At 67.6% G+C, this 25,625-nt stretch carries 18 protein-coding genes; 8 read left to right on the top strand and 10 right to left on the bottom strand.

The window, feature by feature from the left end; genetic code table 11:
• Positions 1-24: 24 nt before the first annotated feature.
• Positions 25-3,606, bottom strand: a complete 3,582-nt coding sequence (locus U6958_RS32355; protein WP_074920907.1) for an indolepyruvate ferredoxin oxidoreductase family protein — start codon at positions 3,604-3,606, stop codon at positions 25-27.
• 188 nt (positions 3,607-3,794) lie between these two features.
• Here U6958_RS32355 and U6958_RS32350 point away from each other — a divergent pair, with 188 nt between their 5' ends.
• Together U6958_RS32350 and U6958_RS32345 are read left to right on the top strand one after the other, a co-directional pair.
• On the top strand, positions 3,795-4,298 hold the full coding sequence (locus U6958_RS32350) for an Lrp/AsnC family transcriptional regulator (RefSeq protein ID WP_016449368.1): 504 nt from the start codon (positions 3,795-3,797) through the stop codon (positions 4,296-4,298).
• Positions 4,299-4,457: 159 nt separating this feature from the next.
• Complete coding sequence (locus U6958_RS32345; protein ID WP_374006324.1) at positions 4,458-6,218, top strand: MFS transporter; 1,761 nt, start codon at positions 4,458-4,460, stop codon at positions 6,216-6,218.
• Between the two features lie 277 nt (positions 6,219-6,495).
• On the opposite strand, the gene U6958_RS32340 is transcribed toward U6958_RS32345, so the two are convergent.
• The gene (locus U6958_RS32340; protein WP_074920906.1) at positions 6,496-7,680 is read right to left on the bottom strand and encodes a murein transglycosylase A; all 1,185 of its coding nucleotides are present in this window, start codon (positions 7,678-7,680) and stop codon (positions 6,496-6,498) included.
• Between U6958_RS32340 and U6958_RS32335 the strand changes: the two genes are divergently transcribed.
• From U6958_RS32335 to U6958_RS32325, 3 genes are all read left to right on the top strand, one after another.
• Positions 7,679-7,849 carry a hypothetical protein gene (locus U6958_RS32335; protein WP_167368393.1) on the top strand — a complete coding sequence of 57 codons (171 nt, stop codon included), beginning with the start codon at positions 7,679-7,681 and terminating at the stop codon, positions 7,847-7,849. The two genes, U6958_RS32340 and U6958_RS32335, sit on opposite strands and share 2 nt — an antisense overlap.
• Positions 7,850-7,994: 145 nt before the next feature.
• On the top strand, positions 7,995-8,723 hold the full coding sequence (locus U6958_RS32330) for an OmpA family protein (protein WP_016449372.1): 729 nt from the start codon (positions 7,995-7,997) through the stop codon (positions 8,721-8,723).
• 105 nt (positions 8,724-8,828) lie between these two features.
• Positions 8,829-10,103 (top strand): amino acid deaminase, encoded by a 1,275-nt coding sequence (locus U6958_RS32325; RefSeq protein ID WP_047328051.1) that lies wholly within the window; start codon positions 8,829-8,831, stop codon positions 10,101-10,103.
• Positions 10,104-10,108: 5 nt separating this feature from the next.
• On the opposite strand, the gene U6958_RS32320 is transcribed toward U6958_RS32325, so the two are convergent.
• From U6958_RS32320 to U6958_RS32305, 4 genes are read right to left on the bottom strand one after another with little or no spacing between them, the layout of a single operon-like run.
• A complete protein-coding gene (locus U6958_RS32320; RefSeq protein ID WP_074920905.1) occupies positions 10,109-10,738 on the bottom strand; it encodes a response regulator transcription factor in 630 nt (209 codons plus the stop codon).
• Between the two features lie 34 nt (positions 10,739-10,772).
• Complete coding sequence (locus U6958_RS32315) at positions 10,773-12,884, bottom strand: nitrogen regulation protein NR(II) (RefSeq protein WP_016454247.1); 2,112 nt, start codon at positions 12,882-12,884, stop codon at positions 10,773-10,775.
• Entirely contained in the window at positions 12,881-13,696 is an 816-nt protein-coding gene (locus U6958_RS32310) for a carbon-nitrogen hydrolase family protein (RefSeq protein WP_016454246.1), read from the bottom strand. The genes U6958_RS32315 and U6958_RS32310 overlap by 4 nt, the downstream gene beginning before the upstream one ends.
• On the bottom strand, positions 13,693-17,829 hold the full coding sequence (locus U6958_RS32305) for a YhdP family protein (RefSeq protein WP_074920904.1): 4,137 nt from the start codon (positions 17,827-17,829) through the stop codon (positions 13,693-13,695). Before U6958_RS32305 ends, U6958_RS32310 begins: the two co-directional genes overlap by 4 nt.
• Positions 17,830-17,962: 133 nt before the next feature.
• On the opposite strand from U6958_RS32305, the gene glnE reads away from it, so the two are divergent.
• Positions 17,963-20,704: a bifunctional [glutamate--ammonia ligase]-adenylyl-L-tyrosine phosphorylase/[glutamate--ammonia-ligase] adenylyltransferase gene (gene glnE / locus U6958_RS32300; RefSeq protein WP_016454244.1), complete on the top strand. Its 2,742-nt coding sequence runs from the start codon at positions 17,963-17,965 to the stop codon at positions 20,702-20,704.
• Positions 20,705-21,056: 352 nt separating this feature from the next.
• Here the strand turns inward: glnE and U6958_RS32295 are convergent, their stop codons facing one another.
• Entirely contained in the window at positions 21,057-21,677 is a 621-nt protein-coding gene (locus U6958_RS32295; protein WP_016449378.1) for a glutathione S-transferase family protein, read from the bottom strand.
• A gap of 114 nt (positions 21,678-21,791) precedes the next feature.
• Here U6958_RS32295 and purB point away from each other — a divergent pair, with 114 nt between their 5' ends.
• A complete protein-coding gene (gene purB / locus U6958_RS32290) occupies positions 21,792-23,171 on the top strand; it encodes an adenylosuccinate lyase (RefSeq protein ID WP_016449379.1) in 1,380 nt (459 codons plus the stop codon).
• Between the two features lie 104 nt (positions 23,172-23,275).
• Positions 23,276-23,836, top strand: coding sequence for a YaeQ family protein (locus U6958_RS32285; RefSeq protein ID WP_017404069.1), 561 nt, complete (start codon positions 23,276-23,278; stop codon positions 23,834-23,836).
• 29 nt (positions 23,837-23,865) lie between these two features.
• Here U6958_RS32285 and U6958_RS32280 read toward each other — a convergent pair whose 3' ends face one another.
• The 3 genes from U6958_RS32280 to U6958_RS32270 all read right to left on the bottom strand — a co-directional run bounded on the left by U6958_RS32280 (position 23,866) and on the right by U6958_RS32270 (position 25,364).
• Entirely contained in the window at positions 23,866-24,555 is a 690-nt protein-coding gene (locus U6958_RS32280) for a hypothetical protein (protein ID WP_043790902.1), read from the bottom strand.
• Between the two features lie 140 nt (positions 24,556-24,695).
• Entirely contained in the window at positions 24,696-24,875 is a 180-nt protein-coding gene (locus tag U6958_RS32275; protein ID WP_016449383.1) for a hypothetical protein, read from the bottom strand.
• A gap of 57 nt (positions 24,876-24,932) precedes the next feature.
• Positions 24,933-25,364 (bottom strand): DUF3717 domain-containing protein, encoded by a 432-nt coding sequence (locus U6958_RS32270; protein ID WP_047474569.1) that lies wholly within the window; start codon positions 25,362-25,364, stop codon positions 24,933-24,935.
• Between the last annotated feature and the right edge of the window lie 261 nt (positions 25,365-25,625).

Below are 25,625 nucleotides of genomic sequence, written 5' to 3'. Positions count from 1 at the left end.
TGTGGCGGGGCTGTCCGTGTGGTTTCAGGCCACGCCGACTGCGGGCTGTCCCGTGCTGCCCGCGCCCCGTGACGGGGCGTTCCAGCGTGCCATCAGCGCCTTCCACTTGGTGCGGGCCGCAGCCAGGTTGCGCTCCTTGACGTGGCCGTAGCCGCGGATGTCCTCGGGAATGCTGGCGATCTCCACGGCCAGCGCCAGGCGCTCGGGCGTGAGCTCGGACAGCAGTCCTTCTATGCACTGGCGGTATTCCTGGATCAGTGCGCGCTCGGTGCGGCGCTCCTGCGTGCGGCCGAAGGGGTCCAGCGCCGTGCCGCGCAGGCCCTTCATCTTCGCCAGCACCTGCATGGCCTTGCGCATCCAGGGACCGTAGGACTTCTTGACCAGATGGCCCTGCTCGTCCTTGGCGGCCGACGACGGCGGCGCCAGGTGGTGGACCACGCGGTAGTCGCCCTCGAACATGCTGGCGATGCGCTGGCTGAAGGCCGCATCGGTGTGCAGGCGCGCGACCTCGTACTCATCCTTGTAGGCCATGAGTTTGAACAGATAGCGGGCCACGGCTTGCGACAGGCGCGTGCCCGAGCCCGCCACGGCGCGCTCGGCGGCATGGACCTTGTCCACGAAGGCCTGGTACTCGGCCGCATAGGCGGCGTTCTGGTAGGCCGTGAGGAAGTCCACGCGCTTGGCCACCATCTCGGTCAGCGAAGGCTTCTTGACGAACTGGATCACCTGGGCCGTCTGGAACAGGGCGCGCACGGCAGCCAGGTCATGGGCGCAGCGGCGGCCCCACTCGAAGGCGGCCTTGTTGTTGTCGGCCTGCACGCCGTTGAGTTCGATGGCGCGCATCAGCGCCGCATGCGACAGCGGCACGCGGCCCTTTTGCCAGGCGTAGCCCAGGATCAGCGGGTTGGTGTAGATGCTGTCGCCCAGCAGTTGCACGGCCACCTGCTCGGCGTCGAAGCTGCCCAGCAGCTCGGGGCCCACGGCCTGGGCCAGGGCGCTGGCGCAGCGGTCGTCCGGCGCCTGCCAGTCAGGGTTGGTGACGAAGGCTGCCGTGGGCGAGCCGTGGCTGTTGAGCGCCACGAAGGTGCGGCCCGGCTGCATCACCGACATGGTGGTCGGAGTGGCCGTGACGATGGGGTCGCAGCCGATCACCAGGTCGGCCTTGGCCATGTCCACCTTGGTGGTGTAGATGGCTTCGGGGCGGTTGGCGATCTGGATGTGGCTCCAGGTGGAGCCGCCCTTTTGCGCCAGGCCGGCCGCATCCTGAGTGATCACGCCCTTGCCCTCCAGGTGGGCGGCCATGCCCAGCAGCGAGCCGATGGTGATCACGCCCGTGCCGCCGACACCGGCCACCACGATGCCCCAGGCCTGCTCGGCCACCGGCAGCACGGGCTCCGGGATGGCGGGCAGCATGGACAGGTCGCCCTTTTTCTCCTTCTTGGGCTTCTTGAGCTGTCCGCCTTCGATGGTGACGAAGCTGGGGCAAAAGCCCTTCACGCAGGAGTAGTCCTTGTTGCAGGTGTTCTGGTTGATGCGGCGCTTGCGGCCGAACTCGGTCTCCACCGGCTCGACCGACAGGCAGTTGGACTGCACCGAGCAGTCGCCGCAGCCCTCGCAGACCAATTCGTTGATGACCACGGTCTTGTCGGGCGTGGCCAGCGTGCCGCGTTTGCGGCGGCGGCGCTTTTCGGTGGCGCAGGTCTGGTCGTAGATGATGGCCGTGCAGCCCTTGAGGGTGCGGAACTCGCGCTGGATGCGGTCCAGCTCGTCGCGGTGGTGCACGGTCACGCCCTCGGCCAGCGCCACGCCGTCGTACTTGGCGGGCTCGTCGGTGACGATGACCAGTTTGGCCACGCCCTCGGACTTGAGGCTGTTCATGATCTGCAGCACCGAATGGCCCTCGGGCCGCTCGCCCACGCGCTGGCCGCCCGTCATGGCCACGGCGTCGTTGTACAGCAGCTTGTAGGTGATGTTCACGCCGGCCGCGATGCTCTGGCGTATCGCCAGCAGGCCGCTGTGGAAGTAGGTGCCGTCGCCCAGGTTGGCGAAGACATGGGCGTCCTTGGTGAAGGGCGCCTGGCCCACCCAGGTCACGCCCTCGCCGCCCATCTGCGTGAAGGTGCTGGTGGAGCGGTCCATCCACACCGTCATGTAGTGGCAGCCGATGCCGGCCACGGCGCGGCTGCCCTCGGGCACGCGGGTGCTGGTGTTGTGCGGGCAGCCGCTGCAAAACCATGGCACGCGGTCGCCCGTGGGCTGGCTCTGGGCGGCCTTGAGGGCGGCCTCGCGGGCGTCCAGCACGGCAATGCGCTCGTGCATGCGCTGGGCGATGTGCTCGGGCACGCCGATCTTGGTCAGGCGCTGGACGATGGCGCGCGCGATGAGGGCCGGTGTCAGGTCCGCATTGGGGCGCAGCAGCCAGTCCTGGCTGGGATTGGGCACCGACCATTCGCCGCCGTGCTCATCGCTGAACTTGCCGACCACGTTGGGCCGCACGTCGGAGCGCCAGTTGTACAGCTCTTCCTTGATCTGGTATTCAATGACCTGGCGCTTTTCCTCCACCACCAGGATTTCCTGCAGGCCGCGCGCGAAGTCGCGCGTGATGGTGGCCTCCAGCGGCCAGACCACGTTGACCTTGTGCACGCGTATGCCCAGCTGGCGGCAGGTGTCGTCGTCCAGGCCCAGGTCGGCCAGGGCCTGGCGCATGTCGTTGTAGGCCTTTCCGCTGGCGATCAGGCCGAAGCGGTCGTTGGGGCCCTCGATCACGTTGTTGTTGAGCCGGTTGGCGCGCACATAGGCCAGGGCCGCATACCACTTGTAGTTCATCAGCCGCTGCTCCTGCTCCAGCGGCGCATCGGGCCAGCGGATGTGCAGGCCGCCGGGCGGCATCTGGAAGTCCTCGGGCAGGATGATGTTCACGCGGTCCGGCTCCACCGACACGCTGGCCGAGGACTCGACCACCTCCTGGATGGTCTTCATGCCCGACCACAGGCCCGAGAAGCGGCTCATGGCAAAGGCATGCAGCCCCATGTCCAGGATGTCCTGCACATTGCTGGGAAAGAACACCGGCGTGCCGCAGGCCTTGAAGATGTGGTCGCTCTGGTGGGCGGCCGTGCTGCTCTTGCTGATGTGGTCGTCGCCGGCCAGCGCGATCACGCCGCCGTGCCGGGCCGTGCCCGCCATGTTGGCGTGCTTGAACACGTCGGAGCATCGGTCCACGCCCGGGCCCTTGCCGTACCACAGGCCGAAGACGCCGTCGAACTTCTTGGTCTCGGGATAGAGATCCAGTTGCTGCGTGCCCCAGACGGCCGTGGCGCCCAGCTCTTCATTGACGCCGGGCTGGAAGACGATGTTGTTGGATTCGAGGTGCTTTTTCGCCGCCCATAGCGCCTGGTCATAGCCGCCCAGCGGGGAGCCCCGGTAGCCGCTGATGAAGCCTGCGGTGTTCAGGCCCGCTGCAGCGTCGCGCTGGCGCTGCAGCATGGGCAGGCGCACAAGGGCCTGTACTCCGCTCATGAACGCACGGCCGTGCTGCAGAGCGTATTTGTCGTCGAGGGTGACCGTCTCCAGGGCGCGGCGCACGTCTTCGGGCAGTGGGGCATTCATGGCTTGTCTCCATCGATGGTCGGTGCCCTGTCATGTCCTGCCCGGAACGGGAAAGAGGCATGCACGGCACTCGTTGTCTGAACCAAATCGCCTTTTTTCAGTGTATTCGTGCTCGTCTGATAGGTCTTTGCTTTCTTTGCGCTGTTTCAAGTATCCTGAGCAAGGATCTTTCTTGAAAACGGTGTTTTGTGCAAACTTTGGACAAATTCGACATTGCCATCCTCGGCCACCTGCAGGCCGACGCACGCTTGACCAATGCCGAGCTGGCCCAGCGCGTGGGCCTGTCGGCCGCGCCCTGCTGGCGCCGTGTGCGGGCGCTGGAAGAAGCGGGCTTCATCCGCGGCTACCACGCCGACATCGACCGCCACAAGATCGGCCTGGGCGTGCTGGCCTTCGTGCGGCTCGATGCCGTGCGCACGGCCGGCACGCTGACGCTGGAGATGGAGGACGCCATCCGCAAGCTGCCCGAGGTGGTCACCTGCCACTACATCAGCGGCACCGGCACCTTCGAGCTGCAGGTGGTGGCACGCGATCTGGACAGCTTTGCGCAGTTCGCGCGCAACACGCTGCTGAACCTGCCCAACGTGAAGGACATGCAGACCAGTTTCTCGCTGGGCGAGATCAAGTCCAGCCATGCGCTGCCGCTGTCCCAGCTGGGACCCATGGCGGGCCAGGGACTGCCTGGCCAGTAGCCGCAGGCCGGCGGACTGGCCTATGAAGGTCGCGCCGAAGCGACAGTGTGCTCCTGTAACAGGAGCGAAAAACGGTTGTCGTACAAGGTGGTGATCGTGGTTATTAGTAAGGCAACCATTTCTGGCGCCACCCTGCGTTTGGCCCGAGAATCGGGACACATGGCCGCAGAACAATCAACACCAGACCCCGCCCAGCCACCCGCCTCAGAAACCGAGCCTTCCACCCAGCCCCCGGCCGAGCCCTCGGGCGCGGGGGCGCCGGGCACCCTGCTCGAGGACCCGTCCGGCATGGCCGCTGCCGACAGGGCGGCCGCCGAGGCCGAAGGCCAGAAGACGGCCCAGGCCCAGCAGGGCGTCTGGGCGCCGCTGTCCGGCCCCACCTTCCGCATGCTCTGGCTGATCTGGATGGCGGCCAATACCTGCATGTGGATGAACGATGTGGCGGCGGCCTGGCTCATGACCTCGCTGACCACCTCGCCCGTGCTCGTGGCCCTGGTGCAATCGGCCTCCACGCTGCCCGTCTTCCTGCTGGGCCTGCCCAGCGGTGCGCTGGCCGACATCCTGGACCGGCGCCGCTACTTCATCGTCACCCAGTTCTGGGTGGCGGCCGTGGCCCTGGTGCTGTGCCTGTTCGTGCTCTCGGGCCGGATGACGGCGCACTGGCTGCTGGTGCTGACCTTTGCCAACGGCATCGGCCTGGCCATGCGCTGGCCCGTGTTCTCGGCATTGATTCCCGAACTCGTTCCCAAGCACCACCTGCCCTCGGCCATGGCGCTGAACGCGGTGGCCATGAACGCCTCGCGCATCATCGGACCCCTGGTGGCGGGCGCCATCATCGCCAGCCTGGGCAGTGCCTGGGTGTTCGTGCTGAACGCCGTGCTGTCCGTCATCTCGGGCATCGTGCTGATCCGCTGGAAGCGCCGCCACGTGGCCAACCCGCTGGGCCGCGAGCGCCTGCCCTCGGCCATGCGCGTGGGCCTGCAGTTCGTGCGCGAGTCGCCGCGCATGCATGCGGTGCTGGCGCGCACGGTGTGTTTCTTCCTGCAGTGCACGGCGGTGATGGCCCTGCTGCCCCTGGTGGCCCAGCGCCTGCACGGCCCGACCGAAGGCGGGGGCGGCGCTGAGACCTTCACGCTGCTGCTGGCCTCCATGGGGGCGGGCGCCATCGTGGGCGCCATGTTCCTGCCGCGCCTGCGCCAGGCCATGTCCAAGGAAAGGCTGATCCGGTCGGGCTCTGCCGTGCATGCGCTGGCCACGCTGGCCGTGGCCCTGTCGCCCAATGTCTACATGGCGGTGCCGGCCATGATGCTGGCCGGCATGGCGCTGATCTCCACGGCCAACGTGCTGGGCGTTTCGGCCCAGATGGCCCTGCCCAACTGGGTGCGGGCGCGCGGCATGTCCATCTACCAGATGTCCATCATGGGCGGCACGGCGGCAGGCGCCGCGCTCTGGGGACAGGTGGCCAGCATGGTGGGCGTGCGCGGCAGCCTCATGGTGGCCGCCGCCAGCGGCGTGGCCTGCATGCTGCTGGTGCAGCGCCTGGTGCGCGACCGCCAGATCGAGGAGGACCTGAGCCCCTCCAAGGCCTTCCAGCGCCCCGAGGTCAACATCCCCGAAGCCGGCCGCGTGGTCGTCACCATCGAGTACCAGATCGACCCCACCCAGGCCGAGGCCTTCCGCGCCCTCATGCAGGAAAGCCGCCGCAGCCGCATGCGCCAGGGCGCGCTGGGCTGGAGCCTGCTGCACAGCATGAGCCACCCGGAGCGCTACGTGGAGCAGATCATCGACGAGTCATGGACCGAGCACCTTCGCCGCTTCGACCGCGTCACCGCCGCCGACGTGGCGCTGCGCGACCGCAAGCTGGCGTATCACAAGGGCAAGGAACCGCCGCGCGTCACGAGGTATTTTGATACCCCCTGAGGCGCTGCGCGCCTTCCCCCTGGGGGGACGGCGCCCTCGCCGCGAGGCGGCTCTTGCTCGGCGCCCCTGGTGTTGGGCCGCGCCAGAGCGAGGGACAGTGGATAGAGGTGTGTCTGCGCTGGCCTTGTGCCATGCGTGGCGAGCCTTGGCGCAAAGGATAAAACCGGCGCACCCCAAAGCGGGGGGGCAGCGAGCAAGGGCCGCCCCGCAGCGAGGCTGTCGTCCCCCTCCCTCGCGAAGCGAGTAGAGAGGGGAAGCGGCGTAGCCGCTCAGGGGGTCACCTCAAGTGCGGTGCCTGGTTCGCCAGGGCGCGCGGCCAGAAGGCCCACAGGCGCAGGTTCTGCTTGATGCGGCCTGCCAGGTCGCCGGCTTCGGGGCCCCAGCCCATGAAGTAGTCGGCGCGCACGGCGCCGACGATGGCGCTGCCCGTGTCCTGGGCGAAGACCAGGCGGTTCAGCGCCACGGTGGGCCCGGATGTGGACAGCCAGACCGGTGTGCCGTAGGGGATGCTCTGCTTGTCCACGGCGATGGAGCGTCCTGGCGTCAGGGCCACGCCCTGGGCGCCCTTGGGGCCGAACTGCAGGTCCAGGCCTTCCAGCGGCTCCTCACGGAAGAAGACGTAGCGCGGGTTGCTCCACAGCATTTCATTGACGCGGCCGGGGTTGGCGGCCACCCAGGCGCTGATGCCGGGCCAGGTGGCGTCGCGCACCAGTCCCTGGTCCAGCAGCCAGCGGCCCACGCTCTTGTAGGGCTGGTCATTGGTGCCCGCAAAGGCGACGCGGATCGTGCGTTGCGCGCCCGTGGGCTCGGTGATGTTCAGGCGCCCCGATCCCTGGATGTGCAGCACCATCGCATCGACCGGGTCGCGCAGCCAGGCGATGGCGCGGCCTGCCAGGGCCGCCTGGGCCTCTGGCAGGGTCTCGATCTGCTGGCGCGAGAACCAGGGCTTGCGGCTGCCGAAGCCGGCGCCGGCCGGCGTCTTGTACAGCGGCACGTTGAATCCGTCGCCGGGCAGGCGCCGCGCCTCGAACAGCGGCTCGTAGTAGGCGGTCAGCATGCCGTCCGGGCCGCCGCCCAGCGCCTCGATGCGGTAGGGTTGCAGATTGGCCATGAGCCAGGCGCGCTGCTCGTCGCCCGTGGCGATGCTCAGCTGGCGCACATCGCGGCACAGGCCTGCGAAGACCGAACTGGGTCGTTCGCAGTTCTTGAGCCAGGCATTCCAGGCCTCGTGCAGCGCGTCCTCCTGCAGGCCGGGCAATTCGCTCCAGTCGGCTGCGATCCAGCGGCTCTTGGTGGGCGTGTTGGTGACCAGCGGGGGCCTGGGCGTGACGGCGGGAGAGCCGCCCGGCTGCAGATCGGGTACGGGCGAGGGGTCGTAGACCGGCTTGGTGGTGGTCGTGCAGGCGACCAGCGTCCCTACAATCAGCGCCATCGCGGCATGGCGCAGGAGGTGGAAATTCATGGGGTTGATTTTGCTCGAAGCACTGCTGGCCTTGGTGATTCTGGTCGCTATTGTGTGGTGGACCATGTTCTCCGGACGCCGCAAGGGCGAGTTGCCCGTGGACACGCCACGGGATTCGCATCCGTCTCCAGACAAATCCTCTCCCGGGCAGGATCGCAGCGGCCCGTGACGGCCGTGGAGGCAGCCTCGCGGAGCGGGCGCCGTCCTACGGGTATGCCCTGCCCGCACTGATAGGCTGTGCGCAGCCTGCTTTCCACAATGGGGACCCTGGCGCTACCGCACGGTGCGTTCCCAAGATTCAAAAGGAGTTTCCAATGCGCAAGCACATCGTTCTGGCCGCCGCAACGGCGGCCGCACTGTTCATCTCCGGCTGCGCGAACATGAGCGACACCCAGCGCCGCACGGCCACGGGCGCTGGCGTGGGCGCTGCAGCTGGCGCCGTGCTGGGCGCCGTCACCGGCGGCAGGGCCGGCACGGGTGCCGTGATCGGCGCTGGCGTGGGTGCACTGGGTACCTACATCTGGTCGCAGAACATGGAAAAGCAAAAGCGCGAGATGGAGCAGGCCACCCAGGGTACGGGCGTGAACGTGAGCCAGACGGCCGACAACCAGCTCAAGCTCGACATTCCCAGCGACATCTCGTTCGATACCAACCGTTCCGACATCAAGGGCAACTTCGCTCCCATCCTGGACCGCTTCGCCGAGGGCCTGCGCAACAACCCCAATGCCGAGGTGCGCATCATCGGCCACACCGACAGCACCGGCTCGGATGCCATCAACAACCCGCTGTCGCTGGACCGCGCCAACAGCACGCGCAACTACCTGACCATGCGAGGCGTCTCGGGCGCCCGCATCGCCACCGAAGGCCGTGGCTCGCACCAGCCCGTGGCTTCCAACGACTCGGCCAGCGGCCGTGCCATGAACCGCCGCGTGGAAATCTTCGTGGGCGAGATCCCGCAGCAGCACCAGCAGCAGCCCCAGTATCAACAGCAGCCGCAGTACCAGCAGCCGCAATACCAGCCCCAGTACCAGCAGCCCCGCTGACCCGGGCTCTGTGCCAGATGCAACGCCCCGCAACGCGGGGCGTTTTTGCGTGGGCAGGCACCGGCATTGCCCTATGCTGGCTCCCATCCATCAATGGGGAGTCGTATGAGTGAAGCAAGCACAGCGGGCGCGGCCGACGTGGTCAGCCCGCTCGACAAGGGCCTGGGCGCGCTGTCCGCCCCCTGCGCGCCGCAGGACGCTGCCGCGCAGGGCTGGAATCTGCTGCGGGAAGACTTGAGTTTGCCGGTGGCCGTGCTGTCGCAGTCGCGCCTGTCGCACAACCTGGCCTGGATGCAGCGCTTTGTGGATGCCTACGGCGCCCAGCTCGCGCCCCACGGAAAGACGACCATGGCGCCCCGCCTGTTCCGCCAGCAGATCGACGCGGGCGCCTGGGGCATCACGCTGGCCACCGCTCAGCAGACGTGCGTGGCCCATGCCCATGGCGTGCGCCGCGTGCTCATGGCCAACCAGTTGATCGGCCGGCGCAACATGGCGGCCGTGGCCGAGCTGCTGGCCGATCCCGGCTTCGAGTTCTTCTGCCTGGTCGATTGTGCCGAGCAGGTCGAGCAACTGGCCGCCTTTTTTGGCGCAGCGGGCCGGTCCGTGCAGGTGCTGATCGAACTGGGCCCGCCCGGCGGGCGCACGGGCGTTCGCTCCGATGCGCAGATGCAGCCGCTGCTGGACGCGCTGGCCCGGGCCGGTGCCGGCGTGCGACTGGCCGGGATCGAGGTCTACGAGGGCGTGCTCAAGGAAGAAGAACCCATCCGCACCCTGCTGCGGCGCGCCGTGGACTGGCTCCAGCGGCTGGCGGGCGAGGGCCGGCTGCAGCGCAGCCCGGCCGTGCTCACTGGCGCCGGCTCGGCCTGGTATGACGTGGTGGCCCAGGAGTTCGGCAAGGCCGACATCGGCGGTCCGCTGGATCTGGTGCTGCGCCCGGGCTGCTATCTCACGCATGACGCGGGCATCTACCAGGCAGCGCAGCGGCGCATCGACCAGACCAATCCCGTGGCGCAGCAGATGCGTGCCAGCCTGCAGCCTGCGCTGCAGGTCTGGGCCTATGTGCAGTCGCTGCCCGAGCCCGGCCGCGCCATCGTGGCGCTGGGCAAGCGCGATACCGCCTTCGAGGCCGTGCCGCCCCGGCCCGCGCTGCGCTACCGCCCCGGTGATGCCGCGCCCGTGGCGGCGCCCCCGCATTGGGAGGTCACGGCCATGATGGACCAGCATGCTTTCCTGAAGGTGGCCGAGGACGATGGCCTGCGCATAGGCGACATGCTGGCCTTCGACATCTCCCACCCCTGCCTGACCTTTGACAAATGGCGGCAGTTGGCCGTCGTCAATGACCGCTATGACGTGGTGGACGTGATTGCCACGTATTTCTGAAGGGGTCAGCCGTGTGTGCGCAGCAGGTTGGCCAGTTCAACGGCCGACTTGACCTGCATCTTGTCGAAGACGCGCGCGCGGTGGACCTCGACGGTGCGCACGCTGATGTCCAGCTGGTCGGCGATGAGCTTGTTGGGAATGCCCTCGACCACCAGGCGCATCACGTCGCGCTCGCGCTCCGTCAGCTCGTTGAAGCGTGCACGCACGGCTTCGCGCGCACGGGTTTCGGCCTGGTGCTGGGCCGACAGTTCCAGCGCCTGTTCGATGCGGTCCACGAGGGCATTGTCCGAGAAAGGCTTTTCGCAGAAGTCGAAGGCGCCGCGCTTGACGGTGTCCACGGCCGTGGGCACGTCGGCATGGCCGGTCAGGAAGATCACGGGCATGCCTGCGATCTGGTTGCGTTCCAGCATGAGGTTGAACAGCGCCAGCCCGCTCATGCCGCCCATGCGCATGTCCAGCAGCAGGCAGCAGGGATTGCGTGGCGTTGGGCGCGACTGCAGCATGGCGTCGAAGGCCTCTGCGCTGTCATAGCATTCGCTGAGCAGGCGGCGCGAGCGCAGCAGCCAGGCCAGCGCTTCGCGGACATCGGTGTCGTCGTCGACGATGTAGACGGTGGCGTCGGGTACAGGTTCCATGGGCCTATTGTTCCATTTGTTCCATTGGTGCCATCTATGCCTGCACCTGCGCAGGGCTGTGCGCCGGCAGCGTGAAGGCGAAAACGGTTCCGCGCGGGCTGTGGGGGCTGTGCTGCAGGTGGCCGCCATGCTGCTCGACCACGGTACGGCACAGGCTCAGGCCCAGGCCCATGCCCTCGTTGCGCGTGGTGAAAAAGGGCGTGAACAGTTGCTCCGCCACATGCTGGGGAATGCCGGTGCCGCAGTCGATGACGGCGAACTCCACCCAGCTGCGGCGCGTGCTGGCGGCCGCACGGCGCACGCGCAGCTGCAGCTCGCGCTCCATGGTCTCGGGCGAGTCCATGGCCTGCATGCCGTTGCGCGCCAGGTTGAGCAGTACCTGCTCGATCATGGTCGGATCGCACAGCACGGGCGGGAGGCCGGGCTCGATGTCGGTGGTCACGCGCACGCCCAGGTTGCGTGCCTGCAGGCTGATCAGCGGCAGCACGGCGTCTATGAGTTCGGCGGCGCCTATGACTTCGCGGGACTGGTCGCGCCGCCGCACGAAATCGCGCACGCTCTTGATCACGCGGCCTGCGCGGTCGGCCTGGAAGCTGATGCGCTCCATGGCCATGCGCAGGTCCTGCAGTTGCTGGCGCAGCCGGGCTTCATGGTCCGAGATGGCGCTGCCCGCACCTGCACCTGTGCCCGTGCCATCGTCGCTCCCCAGCATGTTCAGCGATCCCGTGGCGTAGCTGGAGATGGCCACCAGCGGCTGGGTGAGTTCATGGCTCAGCAGCGAGGCCATCTCGCCCACCGTGGCCAGGCGGGCCGTGGCCTGCAGGCGCTCCTGCGAGGCGCGTGAGATCTCTTCCATGCGCTTTTGCTCGCTGATGTCGATGAAGGCACTCATCCAGCCGGTGTGCTGGCCCTGGGCATTGATCAGCGGCGCCTCGAAGATCAACACCGGAAAGCGCGTTCCGTCCTTGCGCATGAAGATGCTTTCATGGCCCTCGCGCGGCGGCGGGGCGTTGCCGGACAGGCGGCTGTCGCGCCGGCGCGCGTAGATCTCGGCGCGCTCGGGCGGCCAGTAGGGCGCAATGCTCAGTCCCAGCAGTTCCTCGGCCGTGAAGCCCACCATGCTGCAGAAGGCCGGGTTCACATAGCTGATGCGGCCCTGCAGATCGCGCGCGCGCAGGCCCGTGACCAGCGAGTCCTCCATGGCCTTGCGAAAGGCCAGCGCATCGCCCAGATCGCGCTCGGCGCGCAGGCGTCGGCGGTTGTCGCGCACCAGCACGGCGACCACGGACACCAGGGCGATGGACATCAGCGTCACCAGGGCCGTGAGCACGTTGGGGAATACGCTGGGCGCGCGGTGCCAGCTGTCCATGCGCAGCACCAGTGTGCTGCCCGGCAGGTCCAGGAGCTGCTGCGCCGTGAACATGCGCGTGCCGCGCCAGGAGGCGCCCAGCAGGGCCAGGCGCGTGCCGTCCGGCTCGGTGAAGGACACTTCCTGGGTGCGCGGCAGGTTCTTGCTGACCTGGGTGATCAGCAGGCTTTGCAGGCTGTAGGTGCCGATGACAAAGCCGATGATGTGGCCGCTTTGCGTCAATGGCAGGCAGACCTCCATCATCTCCGTGCCCAGGCCTTCGGCCAGCAGCTGGAAGTAGCTGGGCGAGTAGGCCGGGCCGTTGAGGCGGCGCGCGTGGGTGCAGGTCAGCACGGCCTCCGGATGGGTGTTTTGCGTGCGCAGCTGGTCTTCCCACTGCACGTTGCGGTAGGGCGTCTCGGCATGGGAGCGGATCTGCAGGCCCGCATCGCGCCATTCGATGCGCATCAGCTCGCGGCGCACCTGCAGCAGCTCGGCGGCGCGGGTCTTCCACTCGGCAGGGTCGTTGTCGGGCGCGTTCAGCGCCTGCAGGTCCTGCAGGTTGCGGTTGAGGGCGGCGCGTATGTCTGCCACGGCATTGGCGGTGTCGCGCTCCAGCTTGTCCTGGACCTGGGAGGCCTCATAGCGTCCGGCCAGCCAGACCATGGTGATGAGCATGCTGGCCACCAAAGCGACCAGCAGGCTCCACAACGACCAGCGCCGCCAGGCAGTGCGCCAGCGGCGCCAGGGCCAGCGGCCTTCGGCAGGGGCGGGCGTGGACAGGTGCAGCGGATTCACAGGACGCGGTGCTCCAGGGCCGGCAACTGGCGGCGCACATGCGCCAGGCGCTCGCGCTTGATCTCGCCCAGCACCACGCCGGCACCCTCGGCCTGCTGCGCCAGCACCATGCCCCAGGGGTCGGCCAGCAGGCTGTGGCCCCAGGTGCGGCGGCCGTTCTCATGGTGGCCGCCCTGGGCGGGCGCCAGCAGGTAGGCCTGGTTTTCGATGGCGCGGGCGCGCAGCAGCACCTCCCAGTGGGCCAGGCCCGTGATGTGGGTGAAGGCGGCGGGCACCAGCAGCAGGTCGGCACCCTGCTCGGCCAGTCGGCGGTACAGCTCGGGAAAGCGCAGGTCGTAGCACACGCTCAGGCCCAGGCGCCAGGACTCGCCCTCGCGCGAGGTGATGTCGCAGGTCACGGGCGTGTGGCCGGCCTGGACCACGGCGGCCTCCGTGTAGCGCTCGCGGCCGTTGTCGTAGTGGAACAGGTGGATCTTGTCGTAGCGCGCCACGCATTCGCCCTGGGGCGAGAACACCAGCGAGCTGTTGAGCACGTGGGCATCGTCATCGGCCACCAGGGGCAGGGTGCCGCCGACGATCCACAGCTGCAGCTCGCGCGCGGCGCGGCCCAGGAAGTCCTGGATGGGGCCTTGGCCGAAGCTCTCGCGGTAGGCCAGCTTGTCGGTATCGCGCAGGCCCATGGCACAGAAGTATTCGGGCAGGGCCGCGAGTTCGGCGCCCTGCTCGCGCGCCTGGCGCAGCAGGGCCATGGCCTGGTCGAGGTTGGCGCGCACATCGGGTTCCGACACCATTTGCAGGGCTGCGATTTTCATGGGTTCTCTCCTGAAGGGGCTGACTCGGTGGCGGTGGAGGGCGTGCGCGACGGTGTGTCAGAGGGCGTTGCGGCCCGGCGGCGCGGCAAGGCAGTGACCTGGGGATCATCCCAGCTGCCGTCGATGCGGAATTCCTTGGTGGCTGCCGCAATCAGCGGGCCCCGCAGCAGCACCTGCGCCAGAAAGCTGCCCAGGCCGATCACGGGGTTGATGGCCGTGGCCACCAGGGAGGCGGTCATCGCGTTGATCTCGGGCACCACCACCACGTGCAGATTCTGCGTCTCCTGGACCAGGTCTGCCGTGCCTTCCATCAGCACGGCGGCGTTGACGCCCTTCATCTGCATGTTGTTGGTGCGCGCCACGCCATCGGTGATCTGCACATCACCGCGCATGAAGTCGAAGGCAAAGCCGTTGCTGAAGACATCGCGGAAATCCAGCGTCAGCCGGCGTGGCAGCGCCTGCAGGCTGAGCACGCTCAGCAGCTTGGCCAGGCCCGGTTCGGCCTTGAGGAACTGGCCGGTCTGCACATCCAGGTGCATGGAGCCCGAGAGGCTGCGGAAATCGGGCGTGATGGGCGAGCCCGTCCATCCCGCCGAGCCCTGCAGGCTCCCCTTGCCATTGCCCACCACGCCGGGCATGTCAAAGCGCGTGAGCAGCTTGCCCACGTCGCGCAGGTCCAGCTGGAACTGCAGCTGGCTGCGCCCCGGATGCTCGGACTGCCCCTGGGGCAGGCGCCACTGGCCGTTGGCCGTCAGCGTGGCCTCGGGCGTGGAAATGTTGAAGCGCGACAGCTGCCATTCGCGTGCCGCCGCGTTGCCGGGCACGGGGCGGTTGCGGGCCTCGACCTCCAGGCGGCCCAGCGCATGGCCCGACAGGTGCATGTCGTCCACCACGATCTGCAGCGCCGGCAGCTGGCGCGGCCCTTCGTTGAACAGGGCGTCCACGCGTTCGGACTTGGCCACCGGCACCGTCAGGCGGGACAGCCGGGCGACCAGTTGCCCTTCGGGCTGGGCGTCCGTGCCTTCGCGAAAGCCCACATAGCCATCCAGCTCCTGGGAGGTGAGGTTGCTGTGCCACGAGCCGCCATCGCGCGAAATGCCCGCCACCACATCGTGCAGCTGCCGCCCCTTGGCCTGCAGTTGCTTGACGCGCAGGCTCAGTCGATCGGGAAGGTATTCGCGCGCAGGGTCCGTGGCGGCGTCGGCGGGCTCTGGCCTGGTGCCGTTGGACTGCGGCGCCAGCGCCAGCCAGTCGTCGATATTGAAGAGCGGCAACTGCACATGGGCCTGCACCCCCTGGCCCGAAGTGGGGGCCGTGCCCGCTTCCTGGCCGATGAGGATGCTGCCGTGCAGCACGCGGCTGTGCTTGCCACTGATGTCGCGCTCATAGAAGACCGAGCCCGTGTCGCCCAGTTGCACGCTGATCTGGTCGCGCAGCGGGGCATCGGGCGCGGCGAAGCTGGCGGGCGCGAGCTGGTGGCTCACGGCCAACGGCTGGATGGACTCGGCGGCCTTGCCCAGCGGAGCCGGCAGGTTGATGCGCATGCCCTGCAGGCTGGACTGGACCTGGATTTCGGGCGTGCCACGGCGCACCTTCAGCAGCAGGGAATAGGGCGACTGGCCCTCGGCATGGCGGGCCAGGTCGGCCACCCAGCCCAGTTCCCTGGCATCGCGCAGCCCCTGTGCCGTGGCCGTGCCCTGCACCCGCACCTTGACGGACGATTCGGTGGCTGGCGCATTGCGCGCCAGCGCCTGCATGCCGCCATCGGCACGCAGTTCACCGCCCAGGGCCCGCGCCTGCAAGCCCACCAGCGAGAAGCCGGTGTCGGAGAATTTGACGGCGCCACGCAGCTGGCTCAGGTGCGGTGTCTCGTCATCGAGCTGCAGCGAGTTGCCCGCCAGCGTGACCTGCCCGGACACCTTGCTGCGGTCCAGATGGTCGATGGGCAATTGCAGTTGCAGGGCCAGTTGCGCGGCGCCCGTGGCCTCGCTGCCGTCCAGCACGTGCCCGGTCAGCGCCGACAGGGCCGAGGTCTTGACCACCCCCAGCATGTCGGCCAGCGGGCCCTGGCCCTTGGCGGTGACGGCCACCTCGGTGTGGGCCAGGTTGGGAATGCTGGCCTGGATGTCGCGCATCTGCAGCTGCGGATAGCCGGCGAACTGGCCGCGCGCATTGCGCACGGCCATGGAGGAGCGGTCAAACACCAGCTCGCCGGACAGATCGACCAGGGCCGGCCAGGGCGCCTCGCCATGCGTGAGCAGATGGGGCGGCACATATTCATAGTGCACGTCATGCAGCTTGGCCGCGATGTGGAACTCGCCCTGGCTGGGCTTGTCGGCCGGTACGTGGTCCAGGTTGCCGCGCACCTTGAAGTTCACCGTGCTCGCGCGCCCGGCGTGTATGGCCTCGCGCACATAGTGGCGCGCGTCGGCGGGAATCTCCAGCGGCAGGTAGCGGTGCACGCGCGTGCCATCGGCGTTGCGCAGCTGGCCCTGCAGGTCCAGCACGCCGGGAAAGCGCGGCTGCCTGTCGCTGCCGTCGCCGGTATGCCATTGCGCGCGGGCCTCGCCTTCGGTGTCGTCATTGGCAAAGCGCAGGCTGGGCACCTGCACGCTGATGGCCTGGCCGCGCAGTTGCCAGCGCAGGCTGGCCTGCAGGCGGTGCAGCGGGATCTCGGGCTCCTCGAACACGCCGGGGAACGACAGCGACGCCGGCCGCTGCTCTGTGCCCTCCATCTCCAGCTGGGCCTGGCCGCCGTCCTGGTCCAGCGAGAAGCGCGCGTTCAGGCCCTTGAGGCCGGGCATGCCCGGCGCCGCGGGGCCTTCGGACGATGCCACGCCGTTGATCGACAGTTGCTGCAGTTCGCCACTGGCCTTGTACTGCTGCAAGGACTCCAGCGGGCCGCGCCAGCTTCCCTGGAACTGGTGCAGGCGGCCGGCCGGTGCCAGATCGGCCAGGTGCTGCTGCACCTGCGCTGGAAGCGGCAGGCGCTGGCCCAGCTGGGCGAGGATGGCCAGGTCAATGCCATCGGCCTGGAACTCGCCGTGCTCACCCAGCGCCCCCTGCGTGCTGGCGCCGGCGGGGTTGTAGCGCGCGCGCAGATTGCCAGCCGGCCAGTGCAGGCCGTCGCCCGTGGAAAATTCCAGGTTCTGCGCGGCGAAGCGCCAGCCGTCCTGGTGTTGCACGCTCAGCCTGCCCGTCAGGGCCTGCAGCTTCAGCGGCTGCAGGTCTTCGCGCCACTGCAGCTGCAGCGCGTTCACGGCCACGTCGGCCATGGCGCCCACGGGCTGGCCCTGGCGCAGGTCTATCCAGGCGCGCAGCGCGCCCCGGCCCTGCTGCAGGCGCAAGCCAGAGATGTCTATGTACTGGCCAAGCTGGGACAGGTCGATCTGCGTGAACATCGCATGGGCCTGGCCGCTCCAGCGGCGCCAGTTGCCCTCGTGCGTGGACAGCAGCGGCTCGCGGAACAGGCCGGTCAGCATGAAGCGCTCGCCCCAGCCCTCGGGCGGCGTGGCATCCAGGCGCAGTCCGTGGCCCCAGCCCTTGTTGCGCAGCACCAGGTCCACATCGCGCAAGGCCAGCGGCGGAGCCTGGCGCAGTTCGTCCAACCACAGCAGGCTGCCGCCGCGCAGCGCCAGTTCGGTCTGCGAAAACAGCCAGTCGGCGGCGGCATTGTCCCCGCCGGCCGAAGGGCTGATCTCGATGCCGGCCACGAAGACTCGGCCATCGGCCGCGCGGCGCACCACGAGTTCAGGACGGTCTATGTAGATCTGTTCCACGCCCAGGCGCATCAGCGAGCGTGCCGAAACGGCGACCACCACGCTGGGCAGGCGCAGGGCGTCTGCCGAATGTTCGGGGTCTTGCACCACCACGTCGCCCAGCTCGAAGCGGGGGACCAATCCCTCGCTGCGGGCCGTGATGCTGCCTATGCGAACCGGTAGGCCCAGCGTGCGTGAGGCCAGGGATTCCAGCTGAGGACGCCATTCGCCGATTCGCGGCACAATCCAGCCATGGAGCACCCCCCACACGGAGGCGAGGACCAGCCAGAAGGCCAGGACCAGCCCCAGTGACCACCGCGCAAGGCCGGCCATCCAACGGGTCAGGCGTGTGGGGTGCGGTTTCGGTTCGATCATCGGCGGCATCAGCTATGACGGGAATTATGACCGGCGCCCTCAGGGCCTGGGCGGTAACCAAGGGTTGCTGCAATCCCTCTGCGCGTGAGTGGCCGCTTCTTTCGCGTTCCGTATGCAATCCTCAGTTCACGCAATGGCAGGTACGGCCTTGAATGTCCCCGCACAGGCCGCCTATTCCCGTTTTCACCAACGGCTGCACCGTCGCTATGGCGACGAGCTGAGCCTTTTGCCGCCGGGTCCGCCCGAGCGCGCGTCCATGGAGCAGGCCCTGGCGGCACTGCTGGAGCGTGGCCTGGACCTGTCGGCTGCGCTGCGTGTGCTGCGCCAGCTGGTCATGGAGCGCACCATGGTGCTCGACTGCGAGCAGCAGGCGCCGCTGGCCGTGGTCACGCGCGCCGTGACCGAGCTGGCCGAGCTGGCGCTGGAGCGCGCCTGCATCCAGGCACGCGCCGAGCTCGACGCGCGCCATGGCGCACCCCAAGGCCCCGACGGCCGGCCCGTGCAGCTGTGGATCATCGGCATGGGCAAGCTGGGCGCACGCGAGCTCAACGTCTCCAGCGACATCGACCTGATCTACGTCTACGAGCAGGACGGCGACACCGCCGGCCTGCCCGATGGGCGCGGGGTGATCTCCAACCACGAGTACTTCGCGCGCGTGGTCAAGGGCATCTACGGCCTGATCGGCGACACCACCGAGCACGGCTTTGTCTTCCGCGTGGACCTGGCGCTGCGTCCCAACGGGAACTCGGGGCCTTCGGCCGTCTCGCTGGCCTCGCTGGAGGAGTATCTGCAGACCCATGGACGCGAGTGGGAGCGCTTTGCCTGGCTCAAGAGCCGCGTCGTGGCGCCCATGGACTGCGTGCGCTCCCAGCAGGTGCAGGCGCTGCGTGCCGTGGTCCTGCCCTTTGTCTTTCGCCGCTACCTGGACTACGCGGTCTTTGACGCGCTGCGCTCGCTGCACCGCCAGATCCGCGAGCATGCGGCGCGGCGCAGCGCGGGCCATCCGGGCCGCTCCAATGACGTCAAGCTCTCGCGCGGCGGCATCCGCGAGATCGAATTCACCGTGCAGCTGCTGCAGGTGGTGCGTGGCGGCCAGTTCCCCGAACTGCGCTGCCGCCCCACGCTGGAGGCGCTGGGCCGCCTGGCGCGCGCCGGCCTCATGAGCCAGGAAGTGGCCGACGCCCTGGGCTCGGCCTACACCTTTTTGCGCCGTGTCGAGCACCGTATCCAGTACCTGGACGACCAGCAGACCCATGTGCTGCCCACCCGCGACGATGACCTGGAATGGATTGCGCGCACCATGGGCTTTGCCGATGCCTGCGCCTTTTTGCACCAGCTCGATGCCCATCGTGAAAAGGTGGCCGAGGAATTCGACACCCTGCTGGGCGGCTCGGCCCAGCCCCAGTGCGGCTCGGGCCGTTGCAACGGCGCGCGCAGCCCCGCCCAGGGCACGCCGCGCGAGATAGACGGCCTCATGGAGCAGTTGCCGCCAGCCCTGGCCGCCCATGTGGCCGACTGGCGCGGCAATGCCCGCATCGCCAACCTGCGCGACGAGGCGCGCGGCCGGCTGTTTCGACTCGTGCAGCGCACGGCGCAATGGGTGGCCGAGCGCAGCGTGCCCGAAGACGCCGCGCTGCGCTTTCTGAACTGGCTGGAGCCGCTGCTGCGCCGTGAAAGCTATCTGGCCCTGCTGCTGGAGCGCCCCGCCGTGCACGAGCGGCTGCTGGACCTGCTGGGCGCGGCACGCTGGCCCGCGCGCTACCTGCAGCAGCACCCGGGCGTGATCGACGAGCTGGCCAACGAAGCCATGCTGGGCGAGCGTTTCTCGCCCATGGACTTCGAGCATGAGCTGGCCCTGCGCCTGGCCGCGCTGCAGGCCACGGGCGAGGACGATGACGAAACCCTGCTGAACCTGCTGCGCCGCGCCCACCATGCCGAGGTCTTTCGCACGCTGGCGCGCGATATCGAAGGCCGCATCACGGTCGAGCAGGTGGCGGACGATCTCAGCGCACTGGCCGACTGCGTGCTGCGGGTGACGGCCAGCTGGTGCTGGAGCCGGCTCAAGAACCGCCACCGCGAGTCGCCGCAGTTCGCCATCATCGGCTACGGCAAGCTGGGCGGAAAGGAGCTGGGCTACGGCAGCGACCTGGACATCGTCTTCGTCTTCGATGACGAAGACGAACACGCCTCCGAGATCTATGCCGCCTTTGTGCGCAAGCTCATCAACTGGCTGGCCGTCAAGACGGGCGAGGGCGACCTGTTCGAGATCGACACCGCGCTGCGCCCCAACGGCAACTCGGGCCTGCTGGTGACCAGCTTCGCCTCCTATGCCAACTACCAGCAGCAGCGCGGCAGCAACACGGCGTGGACCTGGGAGCACCAGGCCATGACACGGGCGCGCTTCGTGCTGGGCAGCGACGATCTGCAGGCCCGCTTCGATGCCGTGCGCGAGGCTGTGATCACCGCGCCTCGCGACCCCTCGGCGCTGCGCGACGAAATCGTCGCCATGCGCGAACGCGTACGCGGCGCCCATCCGGTGCGCGGCGGCCTGTTCGATGTCAAGCACAGCCCGGGCGGCATGGTCGATGTGGAATTCGCGGTCCAGTACCTCGTGCTCTCGCAATCGGCCTCGCACCCGGAACTGATGGCCAACCTCGGCAATATCGCGTTGCTGCAGCGCGCCGAACAGGCAGGATTGATCCCGGCCGGCGTAGGCCAGCAGGCGGCCCGGGCCTATCGCGAGCTGCGCCGCCTGCAGCACGTGGCACGGCTGGATGAGCGCTCGGCACAGCTGGTGCCAGGGCAGGCCGAGCCGCTGAGTGCGCCCGTCAAGGCCTTGTGGGATGCGGTTTTCGCCAACGCCGTTGCGGCTTGACGATGTGAAGCAAAGAAGGCGGTTTGCGGCTGCGAACGCCTTCACTTCAGCATCCGTGGAAATTGGCCTACAGCAGGATCGCGGGCATCCTCAAAATGTTACATTTTTCCTGCCCACGACCCCTGGAACTTCTGCAAAAGTAGCTCATCTATTGAACAGCTTGTTGAGAGAGAGTATCCAGACCGAATTTCACGTTGCGAAGCCTCTGGGGCCACAGTCCTGAACTGTTCCGCCCGAAGCGCTTCTCCTCCCTCCCTCTCTTTATTCGTTTCGGGATGCTTCGCAACTTTTTTATGCCAGCAAAAAGGCCACCTATCGGGTGGCCTTTTTGCATTCCCGGGCTGGTGCGGCGTCAGGGCTGGGGAGGGCGCGTGGCTGCAAAACTGGCACGCTCGGCCAGCTTGGCCTGCAGTGCGGCCAGATTGGGGTGGTCGGCGCGCCAGTCCAGCTCGGGAAAGCGAAAGTCCAGCCAGCCCAGGGCGCAGCCCACGCACACGTCGGCCAGGGTGAAGTGGATGCCGCAGCAATACGGCTTGTCGCCCAGCCCCTGGGACATCACGTTCAGTGCAGCCCGCACCTTGGCAAGCTGGCGGTCTATCCAGGCCTGGCAGCGCTGTTCTTCGCTGCGGCCATCCCAGGTGGCTTCGAGGCGGGCCAGCGCCCCGGCATCCAGCAGGCCATCGGCCAGTGCTTCCCAGGTCTTGATCTCGGCGCGCTCGCGCCCCGTGCCGGGGATCAGCTTGCCTACCGGGGAAAGTGTGTCCAGATATTCGACGATCACGCGCGAGTCGAACATGGCATCGCTGCCGTCCATGACCAGGCGCGGCACCTTGCCCAGCGGGTTGCCGGTGCCGGGCGACAGCTCGCGGCTCCAGGGGTTTTCCTCGACGAACTGATAGTCGAGCCTTTTCTCTGCCAGTACGACGCGTACCTTGCGTACGTAGGCGCTGGTGGAGGAACCTATCAGTTTCATGGCAATTTTCCGTGGCGAAGAGGCGGCCCATGGGCGGGCAGCAGATTCTATGCGCTGCCCGGCGATCTCCCCCTCGGCCCCCGTTTTTGCCGCGCGCACCTACAATCACGGCCCATGAATCTGCCGCACATCTCCGCCCTGTCCCCGCTCGACGGCCGCTACGCCGCCAAACTGTCTCCTCTGCGCCCGATCATGAGCGAGATGGGATACATGCACCGCCGCGTGCAGGTGGAGGTCACCTGGTTCATCGCCCTGTCGGATGCCGGCTTTGCCGAGTTCAAGCCCCTGTCCGAAGGCGCGCGCGTCTATCTGCAGGACCTGGTGAAGAACTTCTCCGAGGCCGATGCCGTGGCCATCAAGGACATCGAAAAGACCACCAACCACGACGTCAAGGCCGTGGAGTACTGGATCAAGGGCAAGTTCGACGGCCGTCCCGAGCTGCTCAAGGCCGCCGAATTCGTGCACTTTGCATGCACCAGCGAAGACATCAACAACACCAGCCACGCGCTGCAACTGCGCGCCGGCCGCGACAGCGTGCTGCTGCCCGCAATCTCCGGCATCACGGCCAAGCTGCGCGAGATGGCCCATGCCTATGCCGCCGTGCCCATGCTCAGCCGCACGCACGGCCAGACCGCCAGCCCCACCACCGTGGGCAAGGAAATCGCCAACGTGCTGGTACGCCTGGAAAAGGCCTCTGCCCGCATCGCCGAGGTCAAGCTCCTGGCCAAGATGAACGGCGCCGTCGGCAACTACAACGCCCACCTTTCCGCCTGGCCCGAGTTCGACTGGGAAGCCTTCAGCAAGAACGTGATCGAGTCGCCCGAGCCCCAGGGTCTGGGCCTGAGCTTCCAGCCCTACTCGATCCAGATCGAGCCGCATGACTACATGGCCGAGCTGTTCGACGCCATCGCGCGCGCCAACACCATCCTCATCGACTTCTCGCGCGATGTCTGGGGCTATGTGTCCCTGGGCTACTTCAAGCAGCGCCTGAAGGCCGGCGAGATCGGCTCCTCGACCATGCCGCACAAGGTCAACCCCATCGACTTCGAGAATGCCGAAGGCAACCTGGGCCTGGCCAACGCCCTGCTCAAGCACCTGGCCGAAAAGCTGCCCATCTCGCGCTGGCAGCGTGACCTGACCGATTCGACCGTGCTGCGCAACATCGGCGTGGCCATGGGCTATGCCACGCTGGCCTACAGCTCGCTGATGACCGGCCTGAACAAGCTCGAACTCAACGAAGAGCGCCTGCAGGAAGACCTGGACAACGCCTGGGAAGTCCTGGCCGAGCCCATCCAGACCGTGATGCGCCGCTACGGCGTGCAGGGCGCCTACGAAAAGCTCAAGGAAGTCACGCGCGGCAAGACCGTGCAGGCCGAAGACCTGCACCGCCTGATCAACGGCCTGGAAATCCCCCAGGCCGACAAGGACCGCCTGCTGGCCATGACGCCTGCCTCCTATGTGGGCAAGGCGGCCGAGCTGGCGCGCCGCGTTTAATCCATCCTTTGCCGCGCCATGAAGGGCGCGCTTCAACCATTCAGGGCTGCCGATGCAAGCACAGGCTTGCTGCGGCAGCTCTTGTTTTTGATAGGTTCTGTCTCATGGCCCTCAAATCCACCATCTTCAAGGCGAACCTGTCCATCGCCGACATCGACCACGGCTACTACGCCGACCATGCGCTGACCCTGGCTCGCCATCCCAGCGAAACGGACGAGCGCATGATGGTGCGCCTTGTGGCCCTGGCCCTCAATGCCCACCAGCTCAGCGACATGTGCAACGGCGACGGCACGCTGGCCTTTGGCGCGGGCCTGTCCGATCCCGAGGATCCCGATGTCTCGCTGACCGACTTCACGGGAGCCAAGCGCCTGTGGATCGAGGTCGGCCAGCCCGAGGAAAAGCCCATCGCCAAGGCATGCAACAAGTCCGATGCCGTAGTGCTCTACGCCTTCCACCATGCGGCGGAAGTCTGGTGGAAAGGCCTGGAAGGCAAGCTGGCACGACTGAACAAGCTGCAGGTCTGGCGGATTCCCTCCGAAACCTCCCAGTCGCTGGCGGAGCTGGCCGAGCGCAGCATGCAACTGCAGGCCACCATCCAGGAAGGCGCATTGACGCTCAGCAGCAATCTAGGCACGGTCTTCATCGAGCCGCTGCGCTGGAAGTAGCCGGGCACTGGCCCAAGCAAGCCACTGTCTCAGTCAGGCAACTGCATCCGGACGGCCTGGGCGAAGGACTCCACCGTCCAGCCCGCGCCCAGCAGCATGCGGCGAGTGGACAGCCGGTCCATGACATCGTCGGGCACATTGCAGCCCAGATGGATCAGCGACTTGCTCTCCGTGATGCCCACATAGCGGCCGTCATAGCTGCGCGCCAGATGGTTCCACAGGCCGTGGGCACCCGGCGACTGGCGTGCGCCGCTGACGAGGCAGGTGCCCGTATCGAGCACGCTGCGGTAGACGGCGCTGGCGATGCCGCGCCGCTGGTAGTCCGGCGCAAAGCGCGAATGGGGCGAGCGCACGCGGCGGTCGGTGCGCTTGTCCACTTCGACCAGGCGATTGAACACCGTGTAGCCGGCCAGGCAGCGCCGCTCCATATCCTCCACGTAGGCAAACCATTCGCCGTCGGCCTCCCGCCAGTGCAGCTGGAACTGCGGATCGTGAAGCGGACGTCGCTCCAGGCCGTGCAGCTTGTTGCCGGGCTGGTACAGGCGCTCATGAATGGCTTCGAGCTCGCCCTCCACCAGCGGCTGCATCACGTCGATGCGCAGTTCGGTGACGTGGTGCGGCCGCAAGCGGGCCGAGGCGCGATGCGCCACGGCATCACGCAGATGGCGCCAGAGGGTGGAAAACGAGGGCCCGGCTGGGGCAAAGGCTAGACAGGTCACGGCAAAGCTCGCTTTGTCGGCAGGCCTTGTGGCCCGGCAGACGCGTGAAAACCCAACCGCCTTCAGTTTCAAGGTGAAGGCGGCGCAAGAAGAGCGGATTCAGTGAAGCGACGCTGCCCGGTTCCGCGCAGGGCAGCGCATCAAGACCGTGCGGCCTGTCTGGGGCCGATGTTCAGCCGCGCTGCATCGCGCTCGCGCAGGCGAGCGGCCGTGGCAGGCCAGGCCTTGCCGGCCGGCACGCGCGTGCTCCCCGCATCACTTGCCGTGAGGCGCATGCAGGGGCGGGGGCGGCGGTGGCTGGAAGCGGCGGTCTGCAGCATGGGGACTGATGTTAGGCCGCCTGCAACATCGCACTGGTTCGGTGCGATATACGGCAATCAGCTGGGTTTGCGCGATATGTCCGCGCGCTCGGCCGCACGCTCTGCATAGCGGGTAAAGCGCCAGGAGTCGCCTTCTGTCGTGATCCTGCGCCATACGGCACGCTTCTGTGGTGGCTCCATGGCGGTCCACATCTGCACTTCGTCGAAGCTGCGGCCACAACCCTTGCATTTCTCGTCGCCCTGGCTGGTGGAGCAGATGGCGATGCAGGGCGTATCGGGGGTCGTGTCGTACCAGGCCAGCCAGGCTGCCATGGCGTGCGAGGGAAAGCCCTCAACCTGCACTTCGGTCTCATGCCAGAAGATCATCAGCGCGTACACCTCGGCCAGGGCCCGTACTTCGGGCTGCAGCAGCACGCCGTCCGGGGACGGGTGGCGCTCTCGCCAGTAGTTGATGGCGGCTTCGATATCGGTGATGTGCAGTGCGGTCATGGACGGGCAAGGGGAAGGGACAGCGATGATAAGGCGCATGCCAGTCCTCGGCCGGGCACTGCTGCAACACTCCATCAGCTTCAGGGTTGCTATGAATAGTGAAGCGTTGGGGGCAGATGTATAAAAGGAGTGCGGGATGTGTTGCTTGTGCTTTCCGTGGAATTGAAGGGTTTTTTCACTTGCGTGCCGCAGCGGCTTTGTGTTGCAATCCGCAGGTTCGAAGGGGAGTAGCTCTCTGCCGGCAGGGGTGGTTGCAAAGCC

The sequence above is a fragment of the Delftia lacustris genome (assembly GCF_040267515.1).
Taxonomy (GTDB): domain Bacteria; phylum Pseudomonadota; class Gammaproteobacteria; order Burkholderiales; family Burkholderiaceae_C; genus Comamonas; species Comamonas tsuruhatensis.
This window is presented reverse-complemented; position numbering and strand designations above follow the sequence as displayed.